The sequence below is a fragment of the Streptococcus sp. HMSC034E03 genome, assembly GCF_001811505.1.
GTDB lineage: Bacteria > Bacillota > Bacilli > Lactobacillales > Streptococcaceae > Streptococcus.
Window position 1 is genome coordinate 48,161 of the sequence record NZ_KV804991.1, and the last position, 26,703, is coordinate 74,863.

At 42.1% G+C, this 26,703-nt stretch carries 24 protein-coding genes and 2 tRNA genes; 20 read left to right on the forward strand and 6 right to left on the reverse strand.

The features are described 5' to 3' along the window. Positions 1-100 precede the first annotated feature (100 nt). Positions 101-559 carry a DUF3021 domain-containing protein gene (locus HMPREF2805_RS06625; protein ID WP_075231887.1) on the reverse strand — a complete coding sequence of 153 codons (459 nt, stop codon included), beginning with the start codon at positions 557-559 and terminating at the stop codon, positions 101-103. Further along, complete coding sequence (locus HMPREF2805_RS06630; protein ID WP_075231888.1) at positions 556-996, reverse strand: LytTR family DNA-binding domain-containing protein; 441 nt, start codon at positions 994-996, stop codon at positions 556-558. Before HMPREF2805_RS06630 ends, HMPREF2805_RS06625 begins: the two co-directional genes overlap by 4 nt. Before the next feature lie 343 nt (positions 997-1,339). On the opposite strand from HMPREF2805_RS06630, the gene rpsL reads away from it, so the two are divergent. From rpsL to HMPREF2805_RS06690, 13 genes are all read left to right on the forward strand, one after another. Next, the gene (rpsL, locus tag HMPREF2805_RS06635; protein WP_001142333.1) at positions 1,340-1,756 is read left to right on the forward strand and encodes a 30S ribosomal protein S12; all 417 of its coding nucleotides are present in this window, start codon (positions 1,340-1,342) and stop codon (positions 1,754-1,756) included. Between the two features lie 19 nt (positions 1,757-1,775). After that, the gene (gene rpsG / locus HMPREF2805_RS06640) at positions 1,776-2,246 is read left to right on the forward strand and encodes a 30S ribosomal protein S7 (RefSeq protein ID WP_000087876.1); all 471 of its coding nucleotides are present in this window, start codon (positions 1,776-1,778) and stop codon (positions 2,244-2,246) included. 277 nt (positions 2,247-2,523) lie between these two features. Continuing rightward, complete coding sequence (gene fusA, locus HMPREF2805_RS06645; RefSeq protein WP_075231889.1) at positions 2,524-4,605, forward strand: elongation factor G; 2,082 nt, start codon at positions 2,524-2,526, stop codon at positions 4,603-4,605. 113 nt (positions 4,606-4,718) lie between these two features. Beyond that, positions 4,719-9,113 (forward strand): PolC-type DNA polymerase III, encoded by a 4,395-nt coding sequence (locus HMPREF2805_RS06650; protein WP_075231890.1) that lies wholly within the window; start codon positions 4,719-4,721, stop codon positions 9,111-9,113. Positions 9,114-9,150: 37 nt separating this feature from the next. Beyond that, positions 9,151-9,828 carry a hypothetical protein gene (locus tag HMPREF2805_RS06655; RefSeq protein WP_075231891.1) on the forward strand — a complete coding sequence of 226 codons (678 nt, stop codon included), beginning with the start codon at positions 9,151-9,153 and terminating at the stop codon, positions 9,826-9,828. A gap of 13 nt (positions 9,829-9,841) precedes the next feature. Next, positions 9,842-9,994, forward strand: a complete 153-nt coding sequence (locus HMPREF2805_RS11050) for a hypothetical protein (RefSeq protein WP_000776639.1) — start codon at positions 9,842-9,844, stop codon at positions 9,992-9,994. Positions 9,995-10,016: 22 nt separating this feature from the next. After that, a complete protein-coding gene (locus HMPREF2805_RS06660) occupies positions 10,017-11,258 on the forward strand; it encodes an aminopeptidase (RefSeq protein WP_045763099.1) in 1,242 nt (413 codons plus the stop codon). Between the two features lie 9 nt (positions 11,259-11,267). Continuing rightward, positions 11,268-11,498 carry a GlsB/YeaQ/YmgE family stress response membrane protein gene (locus HMPREF2805_RS06665; protein ID WP_049504434.1) on the forward strand — a complete coding sequence of 77 codons (231 nt, stop codon included), beginning with the start codon at positions 11,268-11,270 and terminating at the stop codon, positions 11,496-11,498. A gap of 171 nt (positions 11,499-11,669) precedes the next feature. Continuing rightward, positions 11,670-12,578, forward strand: coding sequence for a LysR family transcriptional regulator (locus tag HMPREF2805_RS06670; RefSeq protein ID WP_025171295.1), 909 nt, complete (start codon positions 11,670-11,672; stop codon positions 12,576-12,578). Positions 12,579-12,617: 39 nt separating this feature from the next. After that, a complete protein-coding gene (queA, locus tag HMPREF2805_RS06675; RefSeq protein WP_001095263.1) occupies positions 12,618-13,646 on the forward strand; it encodes a tRNA preQ1(34) S-adenosylmethionine ribosyltransferase-isomerase QueA in 1,029 nt (342 codons plus the stop codon). A gap of 219 nt (positions 13,647-13,865) precedes the next feature. Beyond that, positions 13,866-14,423 (forward strand): hypothetical protein, encoded by a 558-nt coding sequence (locus tag HMPREF2805_RS06680; protein ID WP_000753298.1) that lies wholly within the window; start codon positions 13,866-13,868, stop codon positions 14,421-14,423. Positions 14,424-14,977: 554 nt separating this feature from the next. Further along, positions 14,978-16,267: a hypothetical protein gene (locus tag HMPREF2805_RS06685; RefSeq protein WP_075231892.1), complete on the forward strand. Its 1,290-nt coding sequence runs from the start codon at positions 14,978-14,980 to the stop codon at positions 16,265-16,267. 9 nt (positions 16,268-16,276) lie between these two features. Continuing rightward, positions 16,277-17,365, forward strand: coding sequence for an AI-2E family transporter (locus HMPREF2805_RS06690; RefSeq protein WP_075231893.1), 1,089 nt, complete (start codon positions 16,277-16,279; stop codon positions 17,363-17,365). Positions 17,366-17,505: 140 nt separating this feature from the next. Here the strand turns inward: HMPREF2805_RS06690 and HMPREF2805_RS06695 are convergent. The 4 genes from HMPREF2805_RS06695 to HMPREF2805_RS06710 form a co-directional block, all read right to left on the reverse strand. Continuing rightward, positions 17,506-17,578, reverse strand: a tRNA-Lys gene (locus HMPREF2805_RS06695). A gap of 62 nt (positions 17,579-17,640) precedes the next feature. Further along, positions 17,641-18,156: a DUF308 domain-containing protein gene (locus HMPREF2805_RS06700; protein WP_033681462.1), complete on the reverse strand. Its 516-nt coding sequence runs from the start codon at positions 18,154-18,156 to the stop codon at positions 17,641-17,643. A gap of 347 nt (positions 18,157-18,503) precedes the next feature. After that, a tRNA-Lys gene (locus HMPREF2805_RS06705) sits at positions 18,504-18,576 on the reverse strand. 264 nt (positions 18,577-18,840) lie between these two features. After that, positions 18,841-20,112: a replication-associated recombination protein A gene (locus HMPREF2805_RS06710; RefSeq protein ID WP_049509791.1), complete on the reverse strand. Its 1,272-nt coding sequence runs from the start codon at positions 20,110-20,112 to the stop codon at positions 18,841-18,843. Positions 20,113-20,227: 115 nt separating this feature from the next. On the opposite strand from HMPREF2805_RS06710, the gene HMPREF2805_RS06715 reads away from it, so the two are divergent. From HMPREF2805_RS06715 to HMPREF2805_RS06745, 7 genes are all read left to right on the forward strand, one after another. Beyond that, on the forward strand, positions 20,228-20,698 hold the full coding sequence (locus HMPREF2805_RS06715; RefSeq protein WP_016466255.1) for a DUF3013 family protein: 471 nt from the start codon (positions 20,228-20,230) through the stop codon (positions 20,696-20,698). Positions 20,699-20,707: 9 nt separating this feature from the next. Next, on the forward strand, positions 20,708-21,136 hold the full coding sequence (locus HMPREF2805_RS06720) for an NUDIX hydrolase (RefSeq protein WP_075231894.1): 429 nt from the start codon (positions 20,708-20,710) through the stop codon (positions 21,134-21,136). A gap of 136 nt (positions 21,137-21,272) precedes the next feature. Next, positions 21,273-22,223, forward strand: coding sequence for a 50S ribosomal protein L11 methyltransferase (gene prmA / locus HMPREF2805_RS06725; protein WP_075231895.1), 951 nt, complete (start codon positions 21,273-21,275; stop codon positions 22,221-22,223). A gap of 1 nt (position 22,224) precedes the next feature. Continuing rightward, positions 22,225-22,968: a 16S rRNA (uracil(1498)-N(3))-methyltransferase gene (locus tag HMPREF2805_RS06730; RefSeq protein ID WP_075231896.1), complete on the forward strand. Its 744-nt coding sequence runs from the start codon at positions 22,225-22,227 to the stop codon at positions 22,966-22,968. A 10-nt stretch (positions 22,969-22,978) separates the two neighbouring features. Beyond that, entirely contained in the window at positions 22,979-24,775 is a 1,797-nt protein-coding gene (gene pepF / locus HMPREF2805_RS06735; protein ID WP_075231897.1) for an oligoendopeptidase F, read from the forward strand. A 235-nt stretch (positions 24,776-25,010) separates the two neighbouring features. Beyond that, a complete protein-coding gene (locus tag HMPREF2805_RS06740) occupies positions 25,011-25,802 on the forward strand; it encodes a DUF2785 domain-containing protein (protein ID WP_075231898.1) in 792 nt (263 codons plus the stop codon). Positions 25,803-25,911: 109 nt separating this feature from the next. Next, the gene (locus tag HMPREF2805_RS06745; protein ID WP_075231899.1) at positions 25,912-26,580 is read left to right on the forward strand and encodes an MIP/aquaporin family protein; all 669 of its coding nucleotides are present in this window, start codon (positions 25,912-25,914) and stop codon (positions 26,578-26,580) included. Positions 26,581-26,703: the final 123 nt, after the last annotated feature.

A 26,703-nucleotide genomic window follows, 5' to 3' on the forward strand; every position in this document is an offset into this window, starting at 1 on the left:
TACAATATGACACCGATGCAGGCCATGAATCTCTTGTTAGAATGGAAACAAAAATTATAAATCAAAACCCACTCAGTCCTGTGAGTGGGTTTCTGTTGTATTATTTCTTCTGAGCCAATAATTGGTTGATGTGGGCAACCTTCTTTGATTCTCTTTTATAGAGAATCGCCCAGATGATGAGATAGACGATGGCAAACTCTGGGATGAGTTGAAGGATGAAAGTCCAGCGAAGTGGAAACCAACCTGCCAGAATTGCTAGAGGAACAAAACCTAATAGCATGAGGAAGAAGTGAGTGACAGTTGCACGAAGAAGGCTCCAGTCTTTGGCAAAGAGACGGCTACCAAAACTAAAGAGGACTCCGATAGCTGCCCAGATAAGTGCACAGTAGAGTAAAACTAGAGCGCCATGTAGCTGTTGTTGGATCATGAATTGGCCAATCAAAGAGTTGGGGCTAAGTGGTGCGTAGTTGCTTGGTGAATAGATAAAAGAAAAGATAATAGATAGGATGAGGCCGATGAGGATACCAGTTGTGGCATCGTGGAAAATTTGTTTTTTCATAGTTCTAATTTCTCCTTAATAGCTTTGAGGTAACGGCGAGATGAGTAGGTGAAACTGTCATTTTTTAGATAGATTTCAATCAAGCCGTTAGAGGTTAGTTTTAGATGACTAATAGCATCGATGTTGACAATTTCCGATTGGGAAATTTGGATAAAGGAAGCAGGTAGAATTTCACTTGCTTGGTAGAGACGAATGTCGAGCACATAGGTTTGGCTATCCGTTTCAGCTAAGACTTTGCGATTTTCAATATATATACGTTGAATCTTACTAATCTGAATCAGGTAGACCTGGTCTTGGAATTTTCCTTTAAGAGTTTCGTTTTGATCCAGTGATTGAACAAAGTCTTGAACTTTTTGAACTCGAGTAGACAAGGTTGGCGCTTCGATTATGATTTGTTCTTCGGCGTATTGTTGATCAATGTCAAGTCTAACTTTCATATTTTCTCCTTTGTAAAAGTTGTAATAGAGATCTCTTACTTACAAATCTATTAAACACCATTTTGTTGACAATTACAAGAAGCTTTGTCTATGTGGTCGGTTGAAGAGTCTATCTGGCAGGTGACCGTTTTCATAGAATTTTTAGAGCAAAGAAGTCAAAAAATAAGTAGAAATATATTGACAAAAATAGAAAAAACGTGGTACAATAATAGACGGTACTTTTTACTTTTGGTCTCTCAAGAGTGTACAGGGACGTGCTGACAAATGTTGCAAAAGTACACACAGATGATAGCTGTCACCAAGTGTATCATCACCAAAAATAAAAAAACACAGGAGAATGTAGATGCCTACAATTAACCAATTGGTTCGCAAACCGCGTAAATCAAAAGTAGAAAAATCTAAATCACCAGCTTTGAACGTTGGTTACAACAGTCATAAAAAAGTTCAAACAAACGTTTCTTCACCACAAAAACGTGGTGTTGCAACTCGTGTTGGAACAATGACACCTAAAAAACCTAACTCTGCCCTTCGTAAATTTGCTCGTGTACGTTTGAGCAATCTTATCGAAGTTACTGCCTACATCCCAGGTATCGGACACAACTTGCAAGAGCACAGTGTGGTGCTTCTTCGCGGTGGACGTGTAAAAGACCTTCCAGGGGTACGTTACCATATCGTCCGTGGTGCACTTGATACTGCAGGTGTTAACGATCGTAAACAAGGCCGTTCTAAATACGGTACTAAACGTCCGAAAAAAGCATAAGGAAAGGGGATAAAGAGAAATGAGTCGTAAAAATAGAGCTCCAAAACGTGACGTATTGCCAGATCCGCTTTACAATTCACAATTAGTTACTCGTCTTATCAACCGCGTTATGCTTGACGGTAAACGTGGTACAGCTGCTTCAATCGTTTACGGTGCTTTTGAGCAAATCAAAGAAGTTACTGGTAACGATGCACTTGAAGTATTTGAAACAGCTATGGAAAACATCATGCCTGTACTTGAAGTACGTGCACGTCGTGTTGGTGGTTCTAACTACCAAGTCCCAGTTGAAGTTCGTCCAGAACGTCGTACAACACTTGGACTTCGTTGGTTGGTAACAATCGCTCGCCTTCGTGGTGAACACACAATGCAAGACCGTCTTGCTAAAGAAATCTTGGATGCTGCTAACAACACTGGTGCAGCAGTTAAGAAACGTGAAGACACTCACCGTATGGCTGAAGCTAACCGTGCCTTCGCACACTTCCGTTGGTAAAATCATGATGCTAGGAACGGCAAGGATGCAAAGTGAAAATAGGAAACTGACGCAGTATTCGACGAATACAAGGAAGTTTATCTTTTTCACACAGCATCCCGTTCCGGCTCAAATCGGCTAATTAACTTTAGCTCGAGTACAACTCAGCTTACCATTCCGCAAGTTGAAACCAACAATAACATGAAAACATTGAGAACGGGTGGGTCCTGCCTATCCGTTTTTATTGAAATCGTGTTATAATAGAATAGAAATAAAAAATATAGGAGAAACAAACCTCATGGCACGCGAATTTTCACTTGAAAAAACTCGTAATATCGGTATCATGGCTCACGTCGATGCTGGTAAAACAACTACAACTGAGCGTATCCTTTACTACACTGGTAAAATCCACAAAATCGGTGAAACTCACGAAGGTGCGTCACAAATGGACTGGATGGAGCAAGAGCAAGAACGTGGTATCACTATCACATCTGCTGCGACAACAGCTCAATGGAACAACCACCGCGTAAACATCATCGACACACCAGGACACGTGGACTTCACTATCGAAGTACAACGTTCTCTTCGTGTATTGGACGGTGCGGTTACAGTTCTTGACTCACAATCAGGTGTTGAGCCTCAAACTGAAACAGTTTGGCGTCAAGCAACTGAGTACGGAGTTCCACGTATCGTATTTGCCAACAAAATGGATAAGATCGGTGCTGACTTCCTTTACTCAGTAAGCACACTTCACGATCGTCTTCAAGCAAACGCACACCCAATTCAATTGCCAATCGGTTCTGAAGATGACTTCCGTGGTATCATCGACTTGATCAAGATGAAAGCTGAAATCTATACTAACGACCTTGGTACAGATATCCTTGAAGAAGACATTCCAGCTGAATACCTTGAGCAAGCTCAAGAATACCGTGAAAAATTGATCGAAGCAGTTGCTGAAACTGACGAAGAATTGATGATGAAATACCTCGAAGGTGAAGAAATCACTAACGAAGAATTGAAAGCTGGTATCCGTAAAGCGACTATCAACGTTGAATTCTTCCCAGTATTGTGTGGTTCTGCCTTCAAGAACAAAGGTGTTCAATTGATGCTTGATGCGGTTATCGACTACCTTCCAAGCCCACTTGATATCCCAGCGATCAAAGGTATCAACCCAGATACAGAAGAAGAAGAAACTCGTCCAGCATCTGATGAAGAGCCATTTGCAGCTCTTGCCTTCAAGATTATGACTGACCCATTCGTAGGTCGTTTGACATTCTTCCGTGTTTACTCAGGTGTTCTTCAATCAGGTTCTTATGTACTGAACACTTCTAAAGGTAAACGTGAACGTATCGGACGTATCCTTCAAATGCACGCTAACAGCCGTCAAGAAATCGACACTGTTTACTCAGGTGATATCGCTGCTGCCGTTGGTTTGAAAGATACTACAACTGGTGACTCATTGACAGATGAAAAAGCTAAAATCATCCTTGAGTCAATCAACGTTCCAGAACCAGTTATCCAATTGATGGTTGAGCCTAAATCTAAAGCAGACCAAGATAAGATGGGTATCGCCCTTCAAAAATTGGCTGAAGAAGATCCAACATTCCGCGTTGAAACTAACGTTGAAACTGGTGAAACAGTTATCTCTGGTATGGGTGAGCTTCACCTTGACGTCCTTGTTGACCGTATGCGTCGTGAATTCAAAGTTGAAGCGAACGTAGGTGCTCCTCAAGTATCTTACCGTGAAACATTCCGCGCTTCTACTCAAGCACGTGGATTCTTCAAACGTCAGTCTGGTGGTAAAGGTCAATTCGGTGATGTATGGATTGAATTTACTCCAAACGAAGAAGGAAAAGGATTCGAATTCGAAAACGCAATCGTCGGTGGTGTGGTTCCTCGTGAATTTATCCCAGCGGTTGAAAAAGGTTTGGTAGAATCTATGGCTAACGGTGTTCTTGCAGGTTACCCAATGGTTGACGTTAAAGCTAAGCTTTACGATGGTTCATACCACGATGTCGACTCATCTGAAACTGCCTTCAAGATTGCTGCATCTCTTGCACTTAAAGAAGCTGCTAAGACTGCACAACCAGCTATCCTTGAACCAATGATGCTTGTAACAATCACTGTTCCAGAAGAAAACCTTGGTGATGTTATGGGTCACGTAACTGCTCGTCGTGGACGTGTAGATGGTATGGAAGCACACGGTAACAGCCAAATCGTTCGTGCTTACGTTCCACTTGCTGAAATGTTCGGTTACGCAACAGTTCTTCGTTCTGCATCACAAGGACGTGGTACATTCATGATGGTATTCGACCACTACGAAGATGTACCTAAGTCAGTACAAGAAGAAATCATTAAGAAAAACAAAGGTGAAGAATAATTCACCGTCACTTTAAAAGAAGTCACTTTGTGGCTTCTTTTTCTGTTTGGTAGAAATAGGTAAAAGTGCCTCAAATATGGTAAAATAGAAGGAGTATATTGTGAGGAAAATGGATGTCAACCACTTTTGAAATTTTAATGAATCAGTTGGGAATCCCCGCTGAAATGAGAAATCATAAGGCCTTCTCTCAGGCTGAAATAGAACAAGTTATTGTTCATAAACGAAGCAAAGTTTGGGAGTTTCATTTTGTTTTTGAAAATATCTTGCCTTTTGAACTTTTTCTAGAGTTGAAAAGAGGCTTGAAGGAAGAATTTTCAAAAACGGGAAATCAGGCTAGTTTTGAGATAAAAACGAGAAATCAGGAATTTTCTAGAGAACTGTTACAAGCCTACTATCGAGAGGCTTTTTCGGATGGTCCTTGCGCTAGTCAAGGTTTTCGTTCTATATATCAGAATTTTCAGGTTCGCTTTGAAAATGACCAGTTGATTATTGAAGCTTCTGAAGCGGCAGATACAGAGCATTTTAGAAAAAATCATCTGCCAAATCTTAGCAAACAGTTGGAACTTTTTGGCTTTCCAAAACTTTCCTGCAGTTTAGAAAAAAATGAAGAACTCACGAGGGAAGAGCAAGAGGCCTTTCAGACAGAAAATCAAATGATTATCCAAGCTGCTAATGAAGAAACACTTCGGGCTATGGAACAATTGGAACAGATGGCGCCGCCTCCTCCAGTTGAGGATAAGCCTGTCTTTGATTTCCAAACTAAGAAAGCAGCTGCCAAGCCAAAACTAGACAAGGCAGAGATTACTCCTATGATTGAGGTTAATACTGAGGAAAATCGTCTGGTTTTTGAAGGAGTTGTCTTTGATGTCGAGCAGAAGGTGACTAGAACAGGTCGTGTCCTGATTAATTTCAAGATGACGGACTATACATCTAGCTTCTCCATGCAAAAATGGGTCAAGAATGAAGAAGAAGCTCAGAAGTTTGATATGATCAAGAAAAATTCCTGGCTCCGTGTGCGTGGGAATGTTGAGGTCAATAATTTCACGCGAGACTTGACCATGAATGTACAGGATGTTCAGGAAGTCGTCCACTATGAGCGTAAAGACTTGATGCCAGAGGGAGAGCGTCGTGTTGAGTTTCATGCCCATACCAATATGTCGACCATGGATGCTCTACCTGAAGTTGAAGAACTCGTTGCGAAAGCAGCTAAATGGGGTCATAAAGCGGTAGCAATCACGGACCATGGGAATGTTCAATCCTTCCCTCATGGCTATAAGGCGGCTAAGAAAGCTGGCATCCAGCTGATCTATGGGATGGAAGCCAATATCGTTGAAGACCGTGTACCTATCGTCTATAACGAGGTTGAGATGGATTTGTCTGAAGCTACTTATGTAGTCTTTGACGTGGAAACGACTGGACTTTCAGCTATCTATAATGACTTGATTCAGGTCGCAGCTTCCAAGATGTATAAGGGCAATATCGTCGCTGAGTTTGATGAATTTATCAATCCTGGGCACCCCTTGTCAGCCTTTACTACGGAATTGACAGGAATTACGGATGAGCATGTGAAAAATGCCAAACCCTTGGTTCAAGTTCTGAAAGAATTCCAAGAATTTTGTAAGGATACCGTTCTTGTCGCCCACAATGCAACCTTTGACGTTGGCTTTATGAATGCCAATTATGAACGTCATGGCTTGCCAAGAATCACTCAGCCTGTCATCGATACGCTAGAGTTCGCAAGAAATCTCTATCCTGAATACAAGCGCCACGGTCTAGGGCCTTTGACTAAACGTTTTGGTGTTGCCCTAGAACACCACCACATGGCCAACTACGATGCGGAAGCAACTGGCCGTTTGCTCTTTATCTTTATCAAGGAAGTGGCAGAAAAACACGGTGTGACAGATTTGGCACGATTAAACCTTGATTTAATCAGTCCGGATTCTTATAAAAAAGCTCGAGTCAAGCATGCGACCATCTATGTGAAAAATCAAGTGGGCTTGAAAAATATCTTTAAGCTGGTTTCTCTCTCAAATACTCAGTATTTTGAAGGAGTTCCACGGATTCCACGTACGGTGCTAGATGCTCATCGAGAAGGCTTAATCTTGGGATCCGCTTGTACGGAAGGTGAAGTCTTTGATGCAGTTGTATCACAAGGTGTAGATGCAGCGGTCGAAGTTGCTAAATACTATGACTTTATCGAGGTGATGCCTCCGGCAATCTATGCACCTCTGATTGCCAAAGAGCAGGTCAAGGACATGGAGGAGCTCCACACCATTATCAAGAGTTTGATAGAGGTTGGAGATCGTCTAGACAAGCCAGTTCTTGCGACAGGAAATGTCCACTATCTCGAACCCGAGGATGAAATTTATCGTGAAATCATCGTCCGCAGTCTAGGTCAGGGAGCTATGATTAACCGAACTATTGGTCATGGAGAAGCTGCCCAACCAGCTCCGCTACCCAAGGCGCATTTTAGAACAACCAATGAAATGTTGGATGAGTTTGCCTTTCTAGGGGAAGACTTGGCTCGTAAAATTGTCATTGAAAACACCAATGCCATGGCAGAAATCTTTGAGCCTGTTGAGGTCGTTAAAGGTGACTTGTATACACCTTTCATTGACCAAGCCGAAGAAACAGTTGCTGAATTAACCTATAAAAAAGCTTTTGAAATTTATGGAAATCCACTGCCAGATATCGTTGATTTGCGGATTGAAAAAGAATTGACTTCTATCCTAGGGAATGGTTTCGCCGTGATTTATCTGGCTTCACAGATGCTAGTGCACCGTTCCAACGAACGGGGTTACTTGGTTGGTTCCCGTGGGTCTGTTGGTTCTAGTTTCGTTGCAACCATGATTGGGATTACCGAGGTCAACCCTCTCTCTCCTCACTATGTCTGTGGTCAGTGTCAGTACAGTGAGTTTATTACGGATGGTTCCTATGGTTCAGGCTTTGATATGCCAAATAAAGACTGTCCAAACTGTGGCCACAAGCTCAGCAAGAATGGACAGGACATTCCTTTCGAGACCTTCCTTGGTTTTGATGGGGATAAGGTACCTGATATCGATTTGAACTTTTCAGGTGAAGACCAGCCGAGCGCCCACTTGGATGTTCGTGATATCTTTGGGGAAGAATATGCCTTCCGTGCAGGAACGGTTGGTACGGTGGCTGCTAAGACAGCCTATGGATTTGTCAAGGGTTACGAGCGTGACTATGGCAAATTCTACCGAGAAGCCGAAGTTGAGCGTCTAGCCCAAGGAGCTGCTGGTGTTAAACGGACGACCGGTCAGCACCCAGGAGGAATCGTTGTTATCCCTAATTATATGGATGTCTATGACTTTACTCCAGTACAGTATCCTGCAGATGATGTAACTGCTGAATGGCAGACCACTCACTTTAACTTCCACGATATCGATGAGAACGTCCTCAAGCTCGATGTCCTTGGACATGATGATCCGACCATGATTCGGAAACTTCAGGACTTGTCAGGCATTGATCCAAATGACATCCCTATGGATGATTCTGATGTCATGGCCCTTTTCTCAGGTACAGATATCCTAGGAGTGACACCTGAGCAAATCGGGACTTCAACTGGTATGCTTGGTATTCCAGAGTTTGGAACCAACTTTGTTCGAGGCATGGTGGATGAAACCCATCCGACGACCTTTGCGGAGTTGCTTCAACTTTCTGGGCTGTCTCACGGTACAGATGTATGGTTGGGAAATGCCCAGGACTTGATTAAGACTGGAATTGCAGACCTTTCAACTGTTATCGGATGTCGGGATGACATCATGGTTTACCTCATGCACGCTGGTCTAGATCCAAAGATGGCCTTTACCATCATGGAGCGAGTGCGTAAGGGCTTGTGGCTTAAAATCTCAGAAGAAGAGCGCAATGGTTATATCGAAGCCATGAAGGCCAACAATGTGCCTGAGTGGTATATCGAATCTTGTGGAAAAATCAAGTACATGTTCCCTAAAGCCCATGCGGCAGCCTACGTTATGATGGCCCTTCGCGTGGCCTACTTCAAGGTTCACCATCCGATTTATTATTACTGTGCTTACTTCTCCATCCGTGCTAAGGCCTTTGATATCAAGACCATGGGGGCAGGCTTGGATGCTATCAAACGTAAGATGCAAGAAATTGCTGAAAAACGTAAGAACAATGAAGCTTCCAACGTAGAAATTGACCTCTATACAACACTTGAAATCGTCAATGAGATGTGGGAACGTGGCTTTAAATTCGGCAAATTGGACCTCTATCGCAGTGATGCGACTGAATTCATCATCGATGGAGACACCCTCATCCCACCATTTGTTGCTATGGATGGACTGGGAGAGAACGTTGCCAAGCAACTGGTTCGTGCCCGTCAAGAGGGAGAATTCCTCTCTAAAACTGAACTCCGCAAGCGTGGAGGACTTTCCTCAACCTTGGTTGAAAAGATGGATGAAATGGGAATTCTCGGCAATATGCCAGAGGACAACCAGTTGAGTCTGTTTGATGATTTGTTTTAATAGTTTGAAATGTCTTATGTAGGTTTGAGGTTAGTTAATGATGGTAAAGAAAAAAAGAGCAACACCTTGGAAACCAGGGAAAGTTATTTCCATACGCTTGCGAAATGGCGTTTACGTATTAGCACAAATGGTGCGTGATCCTTATCTAGTATTTTTTAACCATTTTAATGAGGAAAATAACTGGAAGGGAGTGACCTTGAAAGAGGAGGATATCCTCTTTTGTAAGGCTGTTACTCGCCAGTTTCTACGCTACAGTCCTGTAGCAATTGTCAAAGAAGTTACCCCCCTGTTAGATTATGAACTGCCTAAAGAATGGATTTATAGCCATATTGGAGGGCAACCTATTACTGTTTCGGTAAAGGGACGGGAGCGCCAAGTAGCTGGTTTTGGTCGACGCTGTTCTTTAGTTCTAGCGGATAAGGACAGTGGTCAACCGGAGGATAATCCACTTATGGGCCTCTTCCAAGCTTATATCATACCAGATATCAAAGAACAGGATTGGGAACGAGTAGGTCAGGCTGAACACATGTCCATTGAAGTATTTCCAACACTCAATGAGCGTCTCTACCTTTGCTATCTTTATGGGAAAAATATAAATCCAGAACAAGATATCTCTTTGGGAAAGCCCCTGCTTGATGACTATGAAACTTATGTAGATATCCTCACTAACAGCCCAGAGGCTCAACGTCTCTATCTAGGAGAGTACGAAGAATAAGAAAGGACATTTGATGAAACTTAGAATTTTTGCGGAAAACAAGCCAGCTCAAAAAGTTTTTGAATATCAGTTAGAACTTGTTGATCAGACAATTCTTCTATCGACAGCACTCTTGTCAGGTGCTATTGCTTTGGCAGGATTATTTTCTGCTTTGAAAGAAAAATAAAAATAGAAAAGAGAAAACAAGAATGGTTTTACCAAATTTTAAAGAAAATCTAGAAAAATATGCTAAGTTGTTGGTTGCAAACGGTGTGAATGTGCAACCTGGTCATACCTTGGCTCTCTCAATCGATGTGGAGCAACGTGAGTTGGCTCACTTAATCGTTAAAGAGGCTTATGCACTTGGTGCACACGAAGTTATCGTTCAATGGGCAGATGACTTTGTGAATCGTGAGAAATTCCTTCACGCGCCACTAGAGCGTTTGGACAATGTACCAGAATACAAGATTGCTGAGATGAATTACCTTCTTGAAAACAAAGCAAGTCGTCTCGGTGTTCGTTCTTCTGACCCAGGTGCCTTGAACGGAGTTGATGCAGAAAAACTTTCAGCTTCCGCCAAAGCTATGGGAATTGCCATGAAACCAATGCGTATCGCAACTCAATCCAACAAGGTTAGTTGGACTGTTGCTGCTGCAGCTGGACTCGAGTGGGCTAAGAAGGTCTTTCCAAATGCAGCGAGCGACGAAGAAGCAGTGGATCTCCTTTGGGACCAAATCTTCAAGACTTGCCGTATCTACGAAGAAGACCCAGTTAAGGCTTGGGAAGAACATGCAGCTATCTTGAAGAGCAAGGCAGAGATGCTCAACAAAGAACAATTCTCAGCCCTTCACTACACAGCACCTGGAACTGATTTGACACTTGGCTTGCCGAAGAACCACGTTTGGGAATCAGCCGGTGCTATCAATGCTCAAGGCGAAGGTTTCTTGCCAAATATGCCAACAGAAGAGGTCTTTACAGCCCCTGATTTCCGTCGCGCAGATGGTTATGTAACGTCTACAAAACCTCTTAGCTACAATGGAAATATCATCGAAGGCATCAAAGTGACCTTTGAAAATGGTCAAATCGTTGATATCACAGCTGAAAAGGGTGATCAAGTAATGAAGGACCTCGTCTTTAAGAATGCTGGTGCGCGTGCCTTGGGTGAATGTGCCTTGGTACCAGATCCAAGTCCAATTTCTCAGTCAGGTATTACCTTCTTTAACACCCTTTTTGACGAAAATGCTTCTAACCACTTGGCTATCGGTGCAGCCTATGCAACGAGCGTTGTTGGCGGAGCAGAGATGAGCGAAGAAGAGCTAGAAGCTGCAGGACTTAATCGTTCAGATGTTCACGTAGACTTTATGATTGGTTCTAACCAAATGGATATCGATGGTATCCGTGAGGATGGGACACGCGTACCACTCTTCCGTAATGGAGATTGGGCAATTTAAGGAGAAACTATGATTGGAAGTATGTTTGTCGGGCTTTTAATCGGACTATTAGCAGGAGCTATCACCAATCGTGGAGAACGGATGGGATGCTTCGGGAAAATGTTTCTCGGCTGGATTGGTGCCTTTTTAGGACAATTAATTTTTGGTTCTTGGGGACCAAGCTTAAGCGGTACAGCCATTATCCCATCAGTTTTAGGAGCCATGATTTTATTAGCCATCTTCTGGGAAAGAGGAAGCTAAGTTTCGATTAAAAAGCTTGTATAATAATAAAGATTAAAGGAGGTTGGAATTGTTTCAACCTCTTTTTAAAGTGCTAGATAAGGTCATTTGAAAGCACTCATCTAAGCTTAGCCACAGAGCTTTCAGTGACTGGTTCTTTTTATATTGCGTCAAGTATGGTACAATAAAAGCATGAGAATTCAACAATTACACTATATTATCAAAATTGTAGAGACTGGTTCCATGAATGAGGCTGCCAAGCAACTCTTCATTACGCAGCCCAGTCTATCAAATGCAGTTCGTGACCTAGAAAATGAGATGGGGATTGAGATTTTTATCCGAAATCCTAAGGGAATTACCCTCACACGTGATGGGATGGAGTTTTTGTCCTATGCCCGTCAGGTTGTCGAACAAACCCAACTCCTAGAAGAACGCTATAAGAACCCAATCGCTCATCGTGAGCTTTTTAGTGTGTCTTCGCAACACTATGCCTTCGTAGTCAATGCCTTTGTTTCCTTGCTCAAGAAGAGCGATATGGAAAAGTACGAGCTTTTTTTGCGTGAAACCAGAACCTGGGAAATCATCGACGACGTCAAGAACTTCCGTAGTGAAGTCGGAGTCCTCTTTTTAAATAGCTATAACCGTGATGTCCTTTCTAAGATGTTGGATGATAACCATCTAGTTGCTCACCATCTCTTTACAGCCCAACCTCATATCTTTGTCAGCAAGACCAATCCTCTTGCTAAAAAAGACAAGGTGCAGTTGGCAGACCTAGAAGACTTCCCTTACTTGAGCTATGATCAAGGAACCCATAATTCCTTCTATTTCTCAGAGGAGATTTTGTCTCAGGAACACCACAAGAAATCCATCGTTGTTAGTGACCGTGCGACCTTGTTCAATCTCTTGATTGGTTTGGACGGCTATACCATCGCGACTGGTATCCTTAATAGTAACCTCAATGGAGACAATATTGTTTCGATTCCACTTGATATTGATGATCCGATTGAGCTGGTTTATATCCAGCATGAGAAAACTAGCTTATCTAAGATGGGTGAACGCTTCATCGAGTATTTGCTTGAAGAAGTTCGTTTTGATAGCTAATCGTAAGTACATTAGAAAAGAAAAGGAAATATGACTACAATGAATACCAATGATTTTGATTTTCACTTGCCTGAGGAGTTGATTGCACAAACACCTCTGGAAAAGCGCGATGCCTCTAAACTCTTGATAGTCAATCGCAAAACAGGGGAATTTCAAGATCGCCATTTTCACTCTATTATTGAAATGCTAGAGCCAGGTGATGCCCTGGTTATGAATGACACCCGCGTACTACCAGCGCGACTTCATGGTCAAAAGGAAGAAACAGGGGGCCATGTTGAACTCTTGCTCTTGAAAAATACAGCAGGAGACGAATGGGAAGTCTTGGCAAAACCTGCTAAACGTCTCAAGGTCGGAGCTAGAGTTGTCTTTGGCGATGGTCGGCTAAGCGCAGTTGTGACTGAGGAATTGACCCATGGTGGCCGTATTGTGCGTTTTGAATATGAAGGAATTTTCCTAGAAGTACTTGAAAGTCTTGGAGAAATGCCACTGCCTCCTTATATCCATGAAAAGTTGGATGACCGTGAACGTTACCAGACAGTCTATGCCAAGGAGAGCGGCTCAGCGGCTGCCCCAACTGCAGGCCTGCATTTTACCAAGGAATTACTGGAAGAAATCCAGCAAAAAGGGGTTCACCTAGTCTACCTGACCTTGCACGTTGGACTTGGGACCTTTAGACCTGTTTCCGTAGATAATCTGGATGAGCACGAGATGCACTCAGAGTTTTATCAATTGTCTGAAGAAGCTGCTGCGACCTTGCGACAGGTCAAAGAAAATGGGGGTCGTGTCATTGCGGTTGGAACAACCTCTATCCGTACACTAGAAACCATCGGAAGCAAGTTTGATGGGCAAATCCAAGCAGACTCTGGCTGGACCAATATCTTTATCAAACCAGGCTATGACTGGAAGGTTGTGGATGCTTTTTCTACGAATTTCCATTTGCCTAAGTCTACCTTGGTCATGCTCGTTTCTGCCTTTGCAGGCCGTGAATTGGTCTTAGAAGCCTACCAACATGCTATCGACCAAAAATACCGTTTCTTTAGCTTTGGCGATGCCATGTTTATCTATTAAAGCTTTTGAAAAATCAAAGAAGATATAAAGAGAGACTGATTCATTCTTGGATCAGTTTTTTGCTTGATCTTACACAAAGTTACCAAAATAACTATTGAATTATAGACAAATAAATGATACACTGAAGACTAGGGCTTGGCCGTCAAAAATATATGTAATTTCGGACTAGCCATTTTAGACTCAGACTAAACTGGGTCATCATTTTAAAAGGAGATTATCATGAAAAAAACATTGAGCTACACCAGTCTTTCAGCTCTTGCCTTGTTGGCTGTGGTGACACTTGCTGCTTGTGGAGGAAATACTGAAAAAACTACAGCATCTTCAAGCAAAGAGGCTTCTTCCTCTAAAGTAACTAAGGAGTCATCAAGTAAAACAGAAGCTAGTCAAAAAGAGGAGCCGAAGTCTGAAACGAGTCCATCAAGTTCCGCAAGCACTCAAACGGATAAGAAGGAAGAGAAGAAAAAGTCGCCAGAAGCTTACGCAAAATTTCTTGGAACATGGGAAAACTATGCTGGAACAACTGCTACAGTCACAGCTGATGGAATCGTGACCATTCAAAGTTCAAAAGGAACCTTCCAGTATGAAATGGGCCAAGTAGAGGAAAAAGATGGCTACTACTCAACAGGAATCCATCTTGTCGATGGTGGAGAAGGTGCACGCCTTATCTTTACACCAGCAGGTGTAGCAAATGAATTGACAGGTACGGATGGCAGCCAAGACGTCTTGGCAATCGGCCAATCACCAAGCGACAAAGATAGTCATTTTTACCGAAATTAAGAATGAAAAAAGAAAAAATGAGCCAAATCGACGGCTCGCTTTTTGAGTGGTGAAAAGTATGGATGAGATTGATTTGACAAGTAAAAAACCTTTAAGTAGCCGGTTGACCAAAAGTAGAACAGATACGAAAAAAAGCCTTGATTTCAAGGCTTTTTCCTGTTGATTAGATGCCCCTGCATAATTTTTGAAGAGTTTTCATGTTGAAAATAATCAAAACTATTGAAATAAGTAAAAAGTTGAATTATAGTGAGTATTGTGTCATAATAGGTAATATATAAATAATTAATGGAATGGATATAATTCTTTCCTACCTTTACAAGAAGGATTGGTTGCACCTTTTTTATCTAGCAATTATGGTTAGCTTTCAAGTTTAGCTAGTTTTTAAAAGCTCTGATTTCGACTCAATAAAACAAATTTCAGAAGTGCAAAAGACAAGATGGTGACATTGCTACAGTCAGTCGCCATGTCTTGCTGGCACAGGCTGTTTGTGCCGTCAGCTATTTACCAGTCAATTTGATCAAAGGGCTTAATTATTATTTTTGAAAGGTTTTTATATGGCGAAAATTCTATCTTTAGGTCTGACAGGTAAGAAATTACTTGCTCAGGGGTTCTTGTTTGTTCTGCTAGGTCTCATCTTGATGGTCACGGGGACTTGGTTGCCAGTAAAGGTTATTCGACTGGTTCTGTTTTTAGCTTGGATAGCAACGGTCTTAGATTTAGTATTACGTATTTTCAAAAAAAGTCAGTCAACGGACACCTTGGGAGTTGCACTGGTTAAATTGTTAGTGCTGGGATATTTGCTTGGCTCCAATCTTGCGACGGATGTGCCGATTTATATTTTGGCTCTTGTGATTGGAGTTTATCAGATTTTTCATGCTAGTATTAACCTTGTCACCTATGTTCTCTACCGCAAAAACAAAATTCGACCTCGTTTTCGTCTCTTACTAGATGGACTCGTACTAGTTTTTCTTGGTGGGACTAGTCTTTTGTCCTCTACAGGAAATTCTGTCTTTCAACTCTTTGTATTAGGGGCTTATTTTTTCCTTTATGGTGTGTCCAATATCCGTGACGGTTTCTTATTTGAAGGGGAAATTGGGAAAAACCATCTCAAACGTCGCATTAGAATTAGCTTACCTATTGTCCTAGCCGCTCTCATCCCTGCAAGTACTTTAGCAAAAATCAACAAATTCATGCAGGAAAATGCTGATGAGAGAGAGGATATCCATCTTGGAATGGTGAAGTCTGGTAAGACAGCGGAGCTTGAAATTTTTGTTCATACAGCTGAGACCTCTCTGTTTTCGGCAATTGGTCATGTGGATATCTGCTATCAAGGCCGTGTTATTTCTTATGGCAACTATGATCCGTCTTCTGAGACCTTATTTGGCATGGTAGGAGATGGTGTCTTATATTTCTGTGATCGTGACAAGTACATTGACCTATGTAAACGTGAGAGTCAAAAAACGCTTTTTGGTTATGGGATAGATTTGACGCCTGAAATGGAAAAAGCAGTTCAGAAAAAGTTGGCTGAATTGAAACAACTGACGATTCCATGGGAGCCAAGTGCAGATAAAATCATGACAGGTGATGGTAAGGAAGACTACACCTACGCTTATAAAATCAGACATGAGACAGATGGGGAACTTTATAAATTTATCAAATCTAAGTTTAAATCCTACTTTGTCTTATCTACAAACTGTGTGCTCTTGGCTGATACCATAGTCGGTCAGGCTGGCACCGATATCCTCTCACCCAAAGGATTTATCGCTCCAGGAACTTACCAAGCCTACCTTAATCGAGAGTTTGAAAAACCAAATAGTATAGTCGTATCTAAACATGTTTATTAAGGAGAATTTATGAACTTAGTAAAAAAATACACCCCGTTAATACTTTTTATAGGGCTGGTTGCTCTTGTAATTCTGAATGCATCGAGCTTTATATCAGGAGCAATCTCTCTCTTTGATGTAATATCAACCTTGATTTATGGTGCTGTTATTGCTTTTGTGCTCAATGTTCCCATGAAAAAAATTGAACAGTACTTAGTTAAATTGAAGGTAAAGGCAGAGTTGCGTCGTCCGATTGCCATGGTACTTGTTTTCCTAGCTCTTATCTTAATCGTGATTGCTCTTTTGGTTTTGGTGCTGCCAACCCTAGCCCAGACTATTAGTCAGCTGGGAACAGTCCTTTCAACAGTCCTTACTCAACTTGGGAAATTGCTAGGCAGCTCGGAATTTGTAACCAAAGACATGTTGTCAACTATCGTATCAGGCATACAGGGACAATCTAGTTCTATTAGCCAAGCTTTGATAGGTTTTTTATCAGGTCTGACTAGTAATATCGGCAATATTTTTTCAAGTTTGATGAATGCCTTTTTGATTATAGTCTTCACCTTTTTATTTTTATCCAGTAAGGAACATTTGGCAGCGATGACGAGTCGACTTCTAAAAGTTTTTCTTCCAGAGAAGGTGGTGATAAAGTTGACTTACATTGGACAAGTAGCACTAGAGACTTATGACCAATTTTTGATGAGTCAGCTGATTGAAGCAGTTATCATAGGAGTTATGATAGCGGTTGGTTACAGCATGTTTGGGATACCCTATGGAGTAATGACAGGTATCTTTGCAGGAGTGCTATCGTTCATTCCTTATGTAGGGCCTATGATTGCTTGTGTTGTGGGAGCGATTTTTATCTTCACAGTGAGTCCTACTCAAGCCTTACTTTCTCTTCTTCTATATCAAGTTATACAGCTGATTGAAGGAAACCTTATTTATCCTAGAGTTGTAGGTCAGTCTATTGGTTTGCCAGCCCTTTTCACGCTTGCGGCTGCTAGTATTGGAGGCAATCTCTTTGGCTTACTTGGAATGATATTCTTTACCCCCGTATTTGCTGTTATCTATCGACTGGTTAAAGAATTTGTCGTTGCAAAGGAAAATCAGGTAGATTAAGAAAAACTAAATTTAATAAGATATACTGAGAAGAGAGTGAGAGATTCTCTTCTCTTTTATTTTTAAATACTTTTCTACAAAAAGCTATTAGACGTTAAAAAAAGCCTTGGTTTCAAGGCTTATTTCTGTTGATTTAGATGTGCCCCCTGCAGGGCTCGAACCTGCGCCCCATAGCTTAAGAGTCTACTGCTCTACCAACTGAGCTAAGGAGGCAACAGAAAAAGCTGAGAATGTAACTTCCCAGCTATTTTAATATGCCCAAAATGGCAGCTAGATTATTTACGAAAGGCATCAAGGATATAGGTGAAACCAACAATTAAAAATGCAAAGGCAACGACATAAACGACAAAGACACTTGTAGCTACTGGATTGAACAAAATCACTAGACCTAGTAAAAATGCAAGCAACGCTATCCACATGATATGGTTGCCAATAATAGGGAAAATCAATCCCAGACGATTGCCTTTAAAGAAAGCTATAATGGCTTCTACAATTAACCAAATTCCTAAAATAGTTGGAATGACAACTGGCAGCGTCACAAAGCCATAGGCAACGAGGTAAAGAGCTAAGAGAAGATTAACAATCCCTTGGAAAAGATGAGCTGGTGAGCGAAGCTCTTTTGGTACAGAGAAATAGCCTAAAATAGCTGCTATAGAAGAAACCAGTAAACCAAATGCAATCCACCAGCTGTAAACAACAAGATTAGCTACTGGGTTTGTAAATAGGAAAAGTCCTAAAAGGACAAAAACAACTCCTGCAAGGAATAGCAGTAAACGATTAGAAAATTTCATTTCAATACCCCCTATATAGTATAGTTTGATAATAAAAATATTATACACCTTTTTAGAGGAAATGTCAATAAACAAAATGGAAAATTTGGAAGTTTCAGTCTGATTTATGAAAAGAAAATCAGTTTTTATTATTTTGAAAATAAAAAGAGAAGATAAAATTTGTCTTCTCTACATGAAAATATTGTATGGCATCAAAGCAAAAGTAACTGGCTTTACACTATTTGTAAAGATGTAATTTGATTCAAAAAGAAAAGATAGATTTAAAATGTGGGACAAATGATGGGGTAAATCAGTTATAGACAAGCAAAAAAGCCTTGGTTATCAAGGCTTTTCCTGTTGTATTTAGATGCCCCCTACAGGGATCGAACCTGTGACCCACGGATTAAGAGTCCGCTGCTCTGCCAGCTGAGCTAAGGAGGCAAAGAAAAAAGCTGTATTGGTGCCGAAACTTCACGGTTTGTATTGAACCCGCGCAATTAAGCAGGTGGGCAACTCGCTCTAACTGAAGCTGTTTCCGTGTGAGACGGCCTACATGCTGTTAGAAGACTTTTGTTTCCCTAATAATACAAAAAATAGTCGGTCAACACTTAAGTGTGAAGTCGTACACCACAGCGTTTCTATGTTTATATGATACCACTTTTTCAAAAAAAATCAAGAGGAAAGTGCAATTTTTTGAAAAGGATTTCAGATTTTTCGCAAACGGTCGATAGCTTCCTTTCTTTGAGCCAAAGCCCGTTCATATTTACCAGTATCTTCTGCTTGGAAATAGTGATGATTGCGGATTTTTTCTGGCAGATAGTCTTGCTTGACCCAATTTCCAGGATAGTTGTGTGGATAGAGATAGTCTTGGGCATTCCCTAGTTCCTTGCTTCCGCTGTAGTGTCCATCACGCAGGTGTCGCGGAATAGGCAAGTGCCCTGATGTTTTGAGGTCGGCAAGTGCCTTATCCATAGCTACATAGGCTGAGTTGGATTTTGGAGAAAGGGCCAAATCAATGACGACATTGGCAATGAGAATGCGGGCTTCTGGGAAACCAATCCTTTGTGCAGCACCCAGAGCAGTCACGGTGTGAATCTGGGCTTCAGGATTGGCCAAACCGATATCTTCATAAGCGATAACAGTCAAACGACGAGCGAGACTTGGCAAATCACCAGCCTCAATCAAGCGGGCAGCATAGTGAAGACTGGCATCAACATCTGAGCCACGGATAGACTTTTGCAGGGCTGAGAGAACATCATAGTGGCCATCTCCATCCTTATCCATAGTAATGTAGCTTCTCTGAAGACTATTTTCCATGATGTCTAGAGTAATATGGCGAATGCCCTCATCATTCTCAGGGGTAGAAAGAACAGCCAAGTCCAGTGAGTTGAAGGCAGAACGCAGGTCTCCGTTTGTAGAAGTTGCGATGAAATCCAGCGCATCCTCATCTAGTTCTACTGGGAAATCAAAACCACGCTCAGGGTTACTTAGAGCTATCTGCAGGGCCTCTTTGACGTCTTGGTTAGACAGAGGTTCTAACTCAAAAATTTGAACTCGGCTACGGATGGCAGGAGTGACAGAAAAGAAGGGATTTTCAGTCGTAGCGCCAATCATGATGATCAGACCACTTTCCAAGAGAGGCAAGAGGAAGTCTTGCTTGGTTTTATCTAGTCTATGAATCTCGTCTAGTAATAGGACGAGACCACCAGAGAATTTCGCCTCTTCCGCAATTTCTTGCAGTCGCTTTTTACTATCAACTGTCGCATTGAAAGTTCGAAAGGCATACTTGGTCGTCCCTGCGATGGCAGAGGCAATACTGGTCTTGCCGATTCCCGGAGGTCCATATAGAATCATGGAAGACAAGCGGTTGGCTTCCACCATGCGACGGATGATTTTTCCTTGTCCGACCAGATGCTCCTGGCCGATGACCTGGTCGATGGTTTTAGGGCGCATGCGAAGCGCGAGATTGTCTGGCATAGCAGTCCTTTCTAACGTGGATTTTCTGATACTAATGTGGTAATATGGTAGTATCTATTTTAGCATATTTCCGAGTATTCGGGGCGATTTAAGAGTCGTATAGAAAGAGGACAAAATGGCAACATACGGATTTTTAGATGTTTTACAAGAAGAGTTGGATAAGAACTTTCCTTTTGATTATGAGATTAGTTGGGACAAGCGTAATCATGCGGTTGAAGTGAGTTTTCTATTAGAGGCACAAAATGCTGCAGGGGTGGAGATGTTAGATGAAGACGGAGAGGTTTCGTCAGATGATATCCTTTTTGAAGAAGCGGTACTTTTTTACAACCCTGCCAAGTCAACAGTTAATGCAGAAGACTATTTAACGGTCATCCCTTACCTGCCTAAAAAGGGATTTTCCCGTGAATTTTTAGCTTATTTTGCCCTTTTCCTCAAAGATACTGCTGAGGTTGGGCTGGATGCGCTTATGGACTTTTTGGAAGACCCAGAAGCAGAAGAATTTGTCATGGAATGGAACCAAGAAGTCTTTGAAGAAGGAAAAGTAGGTTTGGAAGAGGGAGAGTTTTATCCTTATCCGAGGTATTAGGAGTCTAGCATGGAAATAGAACTTACTGATTTCCAAGGTTGCAAGATTGCCTTGTTTTGTGGGGATAAGATTCTGACTATCTTACGCGATGATAAGGCAAGTATTCCCTGGCCCAATATGTGGGAGTTGCCGGGTGGTGGCCGTGAAGGGGACGAAAGCCCATTTGAATGTGCGGCGCGTGAAGTTTATGAAGAACTGGGGATTCATCTGACTGAGGATTGTATGCTTTGGAGTAGGGTTTATCCAAGTGTGCTCTATGAAGGTCGGTACTCTGTCTTTATGGTTGGTCAGCTAAGACAAGAACAATTTGACAATATTACCTTTGGAGATGAAGGACAGGACTACAAACTGATGAGTATTGAGGAGTTTCTTAGCTCAGATAAGGTTGTACCCCAGTTGCAAGAGAGATTAAAAGATTATTTTAAAGTAAGTGATTAGAAAGGATGGTTCGGTTAAATTTTAAACTGAACCCGCCCTAAACACTGTGCCAAACAGATAAACTTCTCCTAGACACAAGTGTCTTCAGAGAATTTCCTATTTTGGCTTTGTGTTTTACGGGCTTGGTATCTTAAATATGGAAACATGGCAAGAGTTAAAAGTTACAGTGAAGCGTGAGGGGGAGGAATTGGTTTCCAATCTCTTGATTGAGCTGGGAGCTCAAGGTGTTGCGATTGAAGACAGCATGGACTATGTGGGAAATGTTGACCGCTTTGGCGAGATTTTCCCAGAGGTTGAGCAGCAAGAAGAAATCGTAGTGACAGCCTATTACCCTGATACGGTTGATGTAGCAACAGTTGAGGCAGATTTGCAGGCTCGCTTAGCAGAATTAACGGATTTTATGGATTTGGGTGAGGTCAAAATGGGGACTACTGCCTTGGCTGAGGAAGACTGGGCAGACAACTGGAAGAAATATTATGAACCCGCTCGCATCACTCATGATTTGACTATCGTGCCGTCGTGGACAGACTATGAGGCGACTGCGGGAGAAAAGATTATCAAGCTAGATCCAGGGATGGCCTTTGGGACAGGAACCCACCCGACGACTAAGATGAGCCTTTTTGCCTTGGAGCAGGTTCTTCGTGGTGGGGAAACGGTGCTAGATGTAGGGACTGGTTCAGGGGTTCTTTCTATTGCAAGCTCACTCCTAGGAGCCAAGGAAATTTTCGCCTATGACCTGGACGATGTGGCGGTTCGTGTCGCTCAGGAAAATATTGAGCTCAATCCTGGTATGGAAAACATCCATGTAGCGCCAGGTGATTTGCTCAAGGGCGTAGAGATTGAGGCAGATGTCATCGTGGCTAACATCCTAGCAGATATCCTTATTCATCTGACAGATGATGCTTATCGTTTGGTTAAGGACGAAGGTTACCTGATTATGAGTGGCATTATCAAGGACAAGTGGGACATGGTGCGTGAGTCGGCTGAGTCAGCAGGATTCTTCCTTGAAACCCACATGATTCAAGGGGAGTGGAATGCCTGTGTCTTCAAGAAGACCAAAGATATCTCTGGTGTGATTGGAGGCTAGCATGCAGCAGTATTTTGTTAAAGGTTTGGCAAGCTCACCTGTCACCATCGAGGACAAGGAGACCAGCAAGCACATGTTTCAGGTTATGCGCCTGAAGGAAGATGATGAGGTTACTCTAGTTTTTGATGATGGGATCAAGCGCTTGGCGCGCGTGCTGGATGTGGAAAATCGTCAGTTTGAGTTGGTCCAAGAGTTACCTGATAATGTGGAACTGTCAGTCCAAGTGACCATAGCATCAGGATTTCCCAAGGGGGACAAGCTGGAGTTCATCACTCAAAAAATAACCGAACTCGGTGCTAGTCAGATTTGGGCCTTCCCTGCTGACTGGTCCGTTGCCAAGTGGGACGGCAAAAAATTGGGCAAAAAGGTCGAGAAGTTAGAAAAAATTTCCCTTGGAGCAGCCGAGCAAAGCAAGCGTAACTTCGTTCCAAGTATCACCCTTTTTGAGAAAAAGGCAGATTTTCTAGCACAACTGGACCAGTTTGACCGCATCGTGGTTGCCTATGAAGAGTCGGCTAAAGAAGGAGAAGCAGCTGCGCTTATACAAGCAGTCTCGGGTCTTGAAAAAGGAGCAAAACTGCTCTTTGTCTTTGGTCCAGAAGGTGGTCTTTCACCTGCGGAAATTGAGAGTTTTGAGGCTAAAGGAGCTGTTCTAGCAGGACTTGGCCCTCGGATTCTAAGAGCAGAGACAGCGCCGCTTTATGCCTTATCAGCTATCAGTGTATTGCTAGAATTAGAGAAATAAGAGGAAGAAGATGGAACAAAAACACCGTTCAGAATTTCCTGAAAAGGAACTTTGGGATTTAACAGCCCTATATCAAGACCGTGAGGATTTCTTGCGTGCGATAGAAAAGGTGCGTGAAGACATCAATCAATTTAGTCGTGACTACAAGGGCAATCTTCACGTTTTTGAAGATTTCGAGAAGGCCTTTGCAGAATTGGAACAAATCTATATTCAGATGAGTCATATAGGTAATTACGCCTTTATGCCTCAGACGACAGACTACAGCAATGAAGATTTTGCAAATATCGCCCAGGCTGGGATGGAGTTTGAAACAGATGCCAGCGTAGCCTTGGCCTTCTTTGATGATGCCTTGGTAGCAGCAGATGAAGAAGTCTTGGACCGTTTGGGTGACTTGCCACATTTGACTGCAGCCATTCGTCAAGCCAAAATCAAAAAAGCCCACTATCTAGGGGCTGATGTGGAGAAGGCTTTGATCAATCTGGGTGAAGTTTTCTACAGTCCACAGGACATTTACACTAAGATGCGAGCTGGTGACTTTGAAATGGCCGATTTTGAAGCTCATGGCAAAACCTACAAAAACAGCTTTGTTACTTATGAGAATTTCTATCAAAATCACGAGGATGCTGAGGTTCGTGAGAAATCCTTCCGTTCCTTCTCAGAAGGACTTCGTAAGCACCAAAATACGGCTGCGGCAGCCTATTTAGCCCAAGTCAAATCTGAAAAACTATTGGCAGATATGAAGGGATACGGCTCAGTTTTTGATTATCTTCTGGCTGAACAAGAAGTAGACCGTGCCATGTTTGATCGTCAGATTGACCTCATCATGAAGGACTTTGCGCCAGTTGCTCAGCGATACCTCAAGCATGTTGCCAAGGTCAATGGTCTTGAAAAGATGACATTTGCTGATTGGAAATTGGACTTGGACAGTGCTCTCAATCCAGAGGTTAGCATTGATGATGCCTATGATTTGGTTATGAAGTCAGTAGAACCTTTGGGACAAGAATATTGTCAGGAAGTTGCTCGCTATCAAGAAGAACGCTGGGTGGACTTTGCTGCCAATAGCGGCAAGGATTCTGGTGGCTATGCAGCTGATCCATACCGTGTGCATCCATACGTTCTCATGAGCTGGACAGGTCGTTTGAGCGATGTTTATACCTTGATTCATGAAATCGGGCATTCTGGTCAATTCATCTTTTCAGACAATCACCAAAGCTATTTTAATGCCCACATGTCGACCTACTATGTCGAAGCGCCGTCAACCTTCAATGAATTGCTTCTCAGTGATTATTTGGAGCATCAGTCTGATGATCCTCGTCAAAAACGCTTCGCTCTTGCTCACCGCTTGACAGATACCTACTTCCATAATTTCATCACCCACCTCTTGGAAGCAGCCTTTCAGCGTAAGGTTTATACACTGATTGAAGAAGGGGAAACCTTTGGAGCAAACAAACTCAACAGCATTATGAAGGAAGTCTTGACAGAGTTCTGGGGTGATGCTATTGAGATTGATGATGATGCAGCACTGACTTGGATGCGCCAAGCTCACTATTACATGGGCTTGTATAGTTACACTTACTCTGCCGGTCTTGTAATTTCAACTGCTGGCTATCTCCATCTGAAACAATCAGAAACTGGAGCTGAAGACTGGCTCAATCTCCTCAAGTCAGGAGGTAGCAAAACACCACTTGAATCAGCAATGATTATCGGAGCGGATATCTCAACAGACAAACCACTCCGTGATACGATTCAATTCTTGTCAGACACGGTTGACCAAATTATTGCCTATAGTGCCCAGTTGGGGGAGTAAAGGAATAGAAAGGTTGTTCTAGAATAATGCTCCTGGGTTTGTATTGGACTAGCTGTAGCTATTTTCAAAAACGCCGTTGAAGGTCGTGATGTTAAATTTGAACTTGCTGTAGAGCTGCTACTGATAGTTATTTACTTCATTTTAGACCAGTTATCCCAGATTCTATTTCCTTAAGAATTTAATATAAAGTCATCTGCGGATGATTTTTTGACAACTCATAAAAAGAGGTAGGCAGATGTATCCAGAATTGAAAAGAAAAGTAGTAGAAGAAAAACCGAGTTATCGTCAAGAAGAACTCCTGTGGCTACTTGAGCACATAGGGGATACTAGTCCAGAGATTCGCGATGAATTGGTTTTTACCAGTTTGGCTAGGGGGATTCAAGAAGAGTTATTTATCAAGGAGCAATTTCAGTTGATTGCTGCTGAGATTGTCTCTGATGATGGGCTAGATAAAGAGATTGATAAGACAGGAGCTTCAACGCTTGAACGTTCTTTTAGGGCCCTTATTTATGCCAATCTCTTATCTGCTGATGGTAATGAACAGTCTCTTTTTTATCGAGAGCTAAAAACTGATATCAGAAATACGATGCTCGATCAAGGTTTGCATTACCTTGAAAAAGAAGAGGATACGACAGGTTTTTCAAGTCAGTATGGTTGGGTGCATGCTTTTGCTCATGGGGCTGATCTTTTGACTGAAGTTGTTTGTCATCCAGACTTTTCTAAAAATAGAGTTCATGAAGTATTTGACATACTTGGCCAACTATTTAAAAGAATTTCGGTTCGATTTATAGATGATGAGGACTGGCGCTTGGCCAGAGTCCTTTACGAACCTATTTTGCAAGGAAAGGTGGAGCAAGCGACACTGGCTTCTTGGATAAAGTCACTTGATTTCCAGATAGAAGAGAGGGAAGATTTTTATCAATTTTCCAATTTCAGATCCTGTCTCTTAGAAGTCTATGTTCAACTCGACCAGAGAAATAATTTACAAGATGACTTGAAAAAAGCTATTCAATCTTTCCAATATTAGATTTTGATTATCAAATGTGAAAATTTGCACAAAATTTCCAAGCACATTTCTTGAAACCCTTTCCTTCTTCTGATAGACTAATACATAGTTTGAAAAAAGGAGATTTAACATGAAAAAATTTGTTGCTGAATTAATCGGTACTTTTATGCTTGTGTTCATCGGAACAGGAGCTGTTGTTTTTGGAAATGGTATTGAAGGACTTGGACACCTTGGAATTGCTCTTGCTTTTGGTTTGGCAATCGTAGTCGCAGCTTTCTCAGTTGGAACTGTTTCAGGTGCTCACTTGAACCCAGCTGTTTCTATCGCTATGTTTGTTAACAAACGTTTGTCATCTTCAGAGCTTGTAAACTACATCCTCGGTCAAGTGGTTGGTGCTTTCCTTGCATCAGGATCTGTCTTCTTCCTCTTGGCAAATTCAGGTATGTCAACTGCAAGTCTTGGTGAAAATGCCTTGGCAAATGGTGTAACTGTTTTTGGTGGTTTCTTGTTTGAAACAATTGCAACTTTCTTATTTGTTTTGGTCATCATGACTGTAACTTCAGCAAGCAAAGGTAATGGCGCAATCGCTGGTTTGGTGATTGGTTTGTCATTGACAGCTTTGATTCTAGCTGGCTTGAACATCACTGGACTTTCAGTAAACCCAGCTCGTAGCTTGGCTCCAGCTGTCTTGGTGGGTGGCGCAGCTCTTCAACAAGTTTGGATTTTCATCCTTGCACCAATCGTTGGTGGAGTTCTTGCAGCTCTTGTTGCTAAAAACTTCCTTGGAACTGAAGAATAATTGAAACTCAAAAAGCCTTGCTCCTCAGCTTGAGGAACAGGGCTTTTTCGTATGATACTCTTCGAAAATCTCTTCAAACTACGTCAGCGTCCATCTGCAACCTCAAAACAGTGTTTTGAGCTG

Bases quoted from the DNA above. Each gene is read 5' to 3' on its own strand.
- HMPREF2805_RS06625 (WP_075231887.1), bottom strand. From the start codon at position 559: ATGAAAAAACAAATTTTCCACGATGCCACAACTGGTATCCTCATCGGC.
- HMPREF2805_RS06630 (WP_075231888.1), bottom strand. From the start codon at position 996: ATGAAAGTTAGACTTGACATTGATCAACAATACGCCGAAGAACAAATC.
- rpsL (WP_001142333.1), top strand. From the start codon at position 1,340: ATGCCTACAATTAACCAATTGGTTCGCAAACCGCGTAAATCAAAAGTA.
- rpsG (WP_000087876.1), top strand. From the start codon at position 1,776: ATGAGTCGTAAAAATAGAGCTCCAAAACGTGACGTATTGCCAGATCCG.
- fusA (WP_075231889.1), top strand. From the start codon at position 2,524: ATGGCACGCGAATTTTCACTTGAAAAAACTCGTAATATCGGTATCATG.
- HMPREF2805_RS06650 (WP_075231890.1), top strand. From the start codon at position 4,719: ATGTCAACCACTTTTGAAATTTTAATGAATCAGTTGGGAATCCCCGCT.
- HMPREF2805_RS06655 (WP_075231891.1), top strand. From the start codon at position 9,151: ATGATGGTAAAGAAAAAAAGAGCAACACCTTGGAAACCAGGGAAAGTT.
- HMPREF2805_RS11050 (WP_000776639.1), top strand. From the start codon at position 9,842: ATGAAACTTAGAATTTTTGCGGAAAACAAGCCAGCTCAAAAAGTTTTT.
- HMPREF2805_RS06660 (WP_045763099.1), top strand. From the start codon at position 10,017: ATGGTTTTACCAAATTTTAAAGAAAATCTAGAAAAATATGCTAAGTTG.
- HMPREF2805_RS06665 (WP_049504434.1), top strand. From the start codon at position 11,268: ATGATTGGAAGTATGTTTGTCGGGCTTTTAATCGGACTATTAGCAGGA.
- HMPREF2805_RS06670 (WP_025171295.1), top strand. From the start codon at position 11,670: ATGAGAATTCAACAATTACACTATATTATCAAAATTGTAGAGACTGGT.
- queA (WP_001095263.1), top strand. From the start codon at position 12,618: ATGAATACCAATGATTTTGATTTTCACTTGCCTGAGGAGTTGATTGCA.
- HMPREF2805_RS06680 (WP_000753298.1), top strand. From the start codon at position 13,866: ATGAAAAAAACATTGAGCTACACCAGTCTTTCAGCTCTTGCCTTGTTG.
- HMPREF2805_RS06685 (WP_075231892.1), top strand. From the start codon at position 14,978: ATGGCGAAAATTCTATCTTTAGGTCTGACAGGTAAGAAATTACTTGCT.
- HMPREF2805_RS06690 (WP_075231893.1), top strand. From the start codon at position 16,277: ATGAACTTAGTAAAAAAATACACCCCGTTAATACTTTTTATAGGGCTG.
- HMPREF2805_RS06700 (WP_033681462.1), bottom strand. From the start codon at position 18,156: ATGAAATTTTCTAATCGTTTACTGCTATTCCTTGCAGGAGTTGTTTTT.
- HMPREF2805_RS06710 (WP_049509791.1), bottom strand. From the start codon at position 20,112: ATGCCAGACAATCTCGCGCTTCGCATGCGCCCTAAAACCATCGACCAG.
- HMPREF2805_RS06715 (WP_016466255.1), top strand. From the start codon at position 20,228: ATGGCAACATACGGATTTTTAGATGTTTTACAAGAAGAGTTGGATAAG.
- HMPREF2805_RS06720 (WP_075231894.1), top strand. From the start codon at position 20,708: ATGGAAATAGAACTTACTGATTTCCAAGGTTGCAAGATTGCCTTGTTT.
- prmA (WP_075231895.1), top strand. From the start codon at position 21,273: ATGGAAACATGGCAAGAGTTAAAAGTTACAGTGAAGCGTGAGGGGGAG.
- HMPREF2805_RS06730 (WP_075231896.1), top strand. From the start codon at position 22,225: ATGCAGCAGTATTTTGTTAAAGGTTTGGCAAGCTCACCTGTCACCATC.
- pepF (WP_075231897.1), top strand. From the start codon at position 22,979: ATGGAACAAAAACACCGTTCAGAATTTCCTGAAAAGGAACTTTGGGAT.
- HMPREF2805_RS06740 (WP_075231898.1), top strand. From the start codon at position 25,011: ATGTATCCAGAATTGAAAAGAAAAGTAGTAGAAGAAAAACCGAGTTAT.
- HMPREF2805_RS06745 (WP_075231899.1), top strand. From the start codon at position 25,912: ATGAAAAAATTTGTTGCTGAATTAATCGGTACTTTTATGCTTGTGTTC.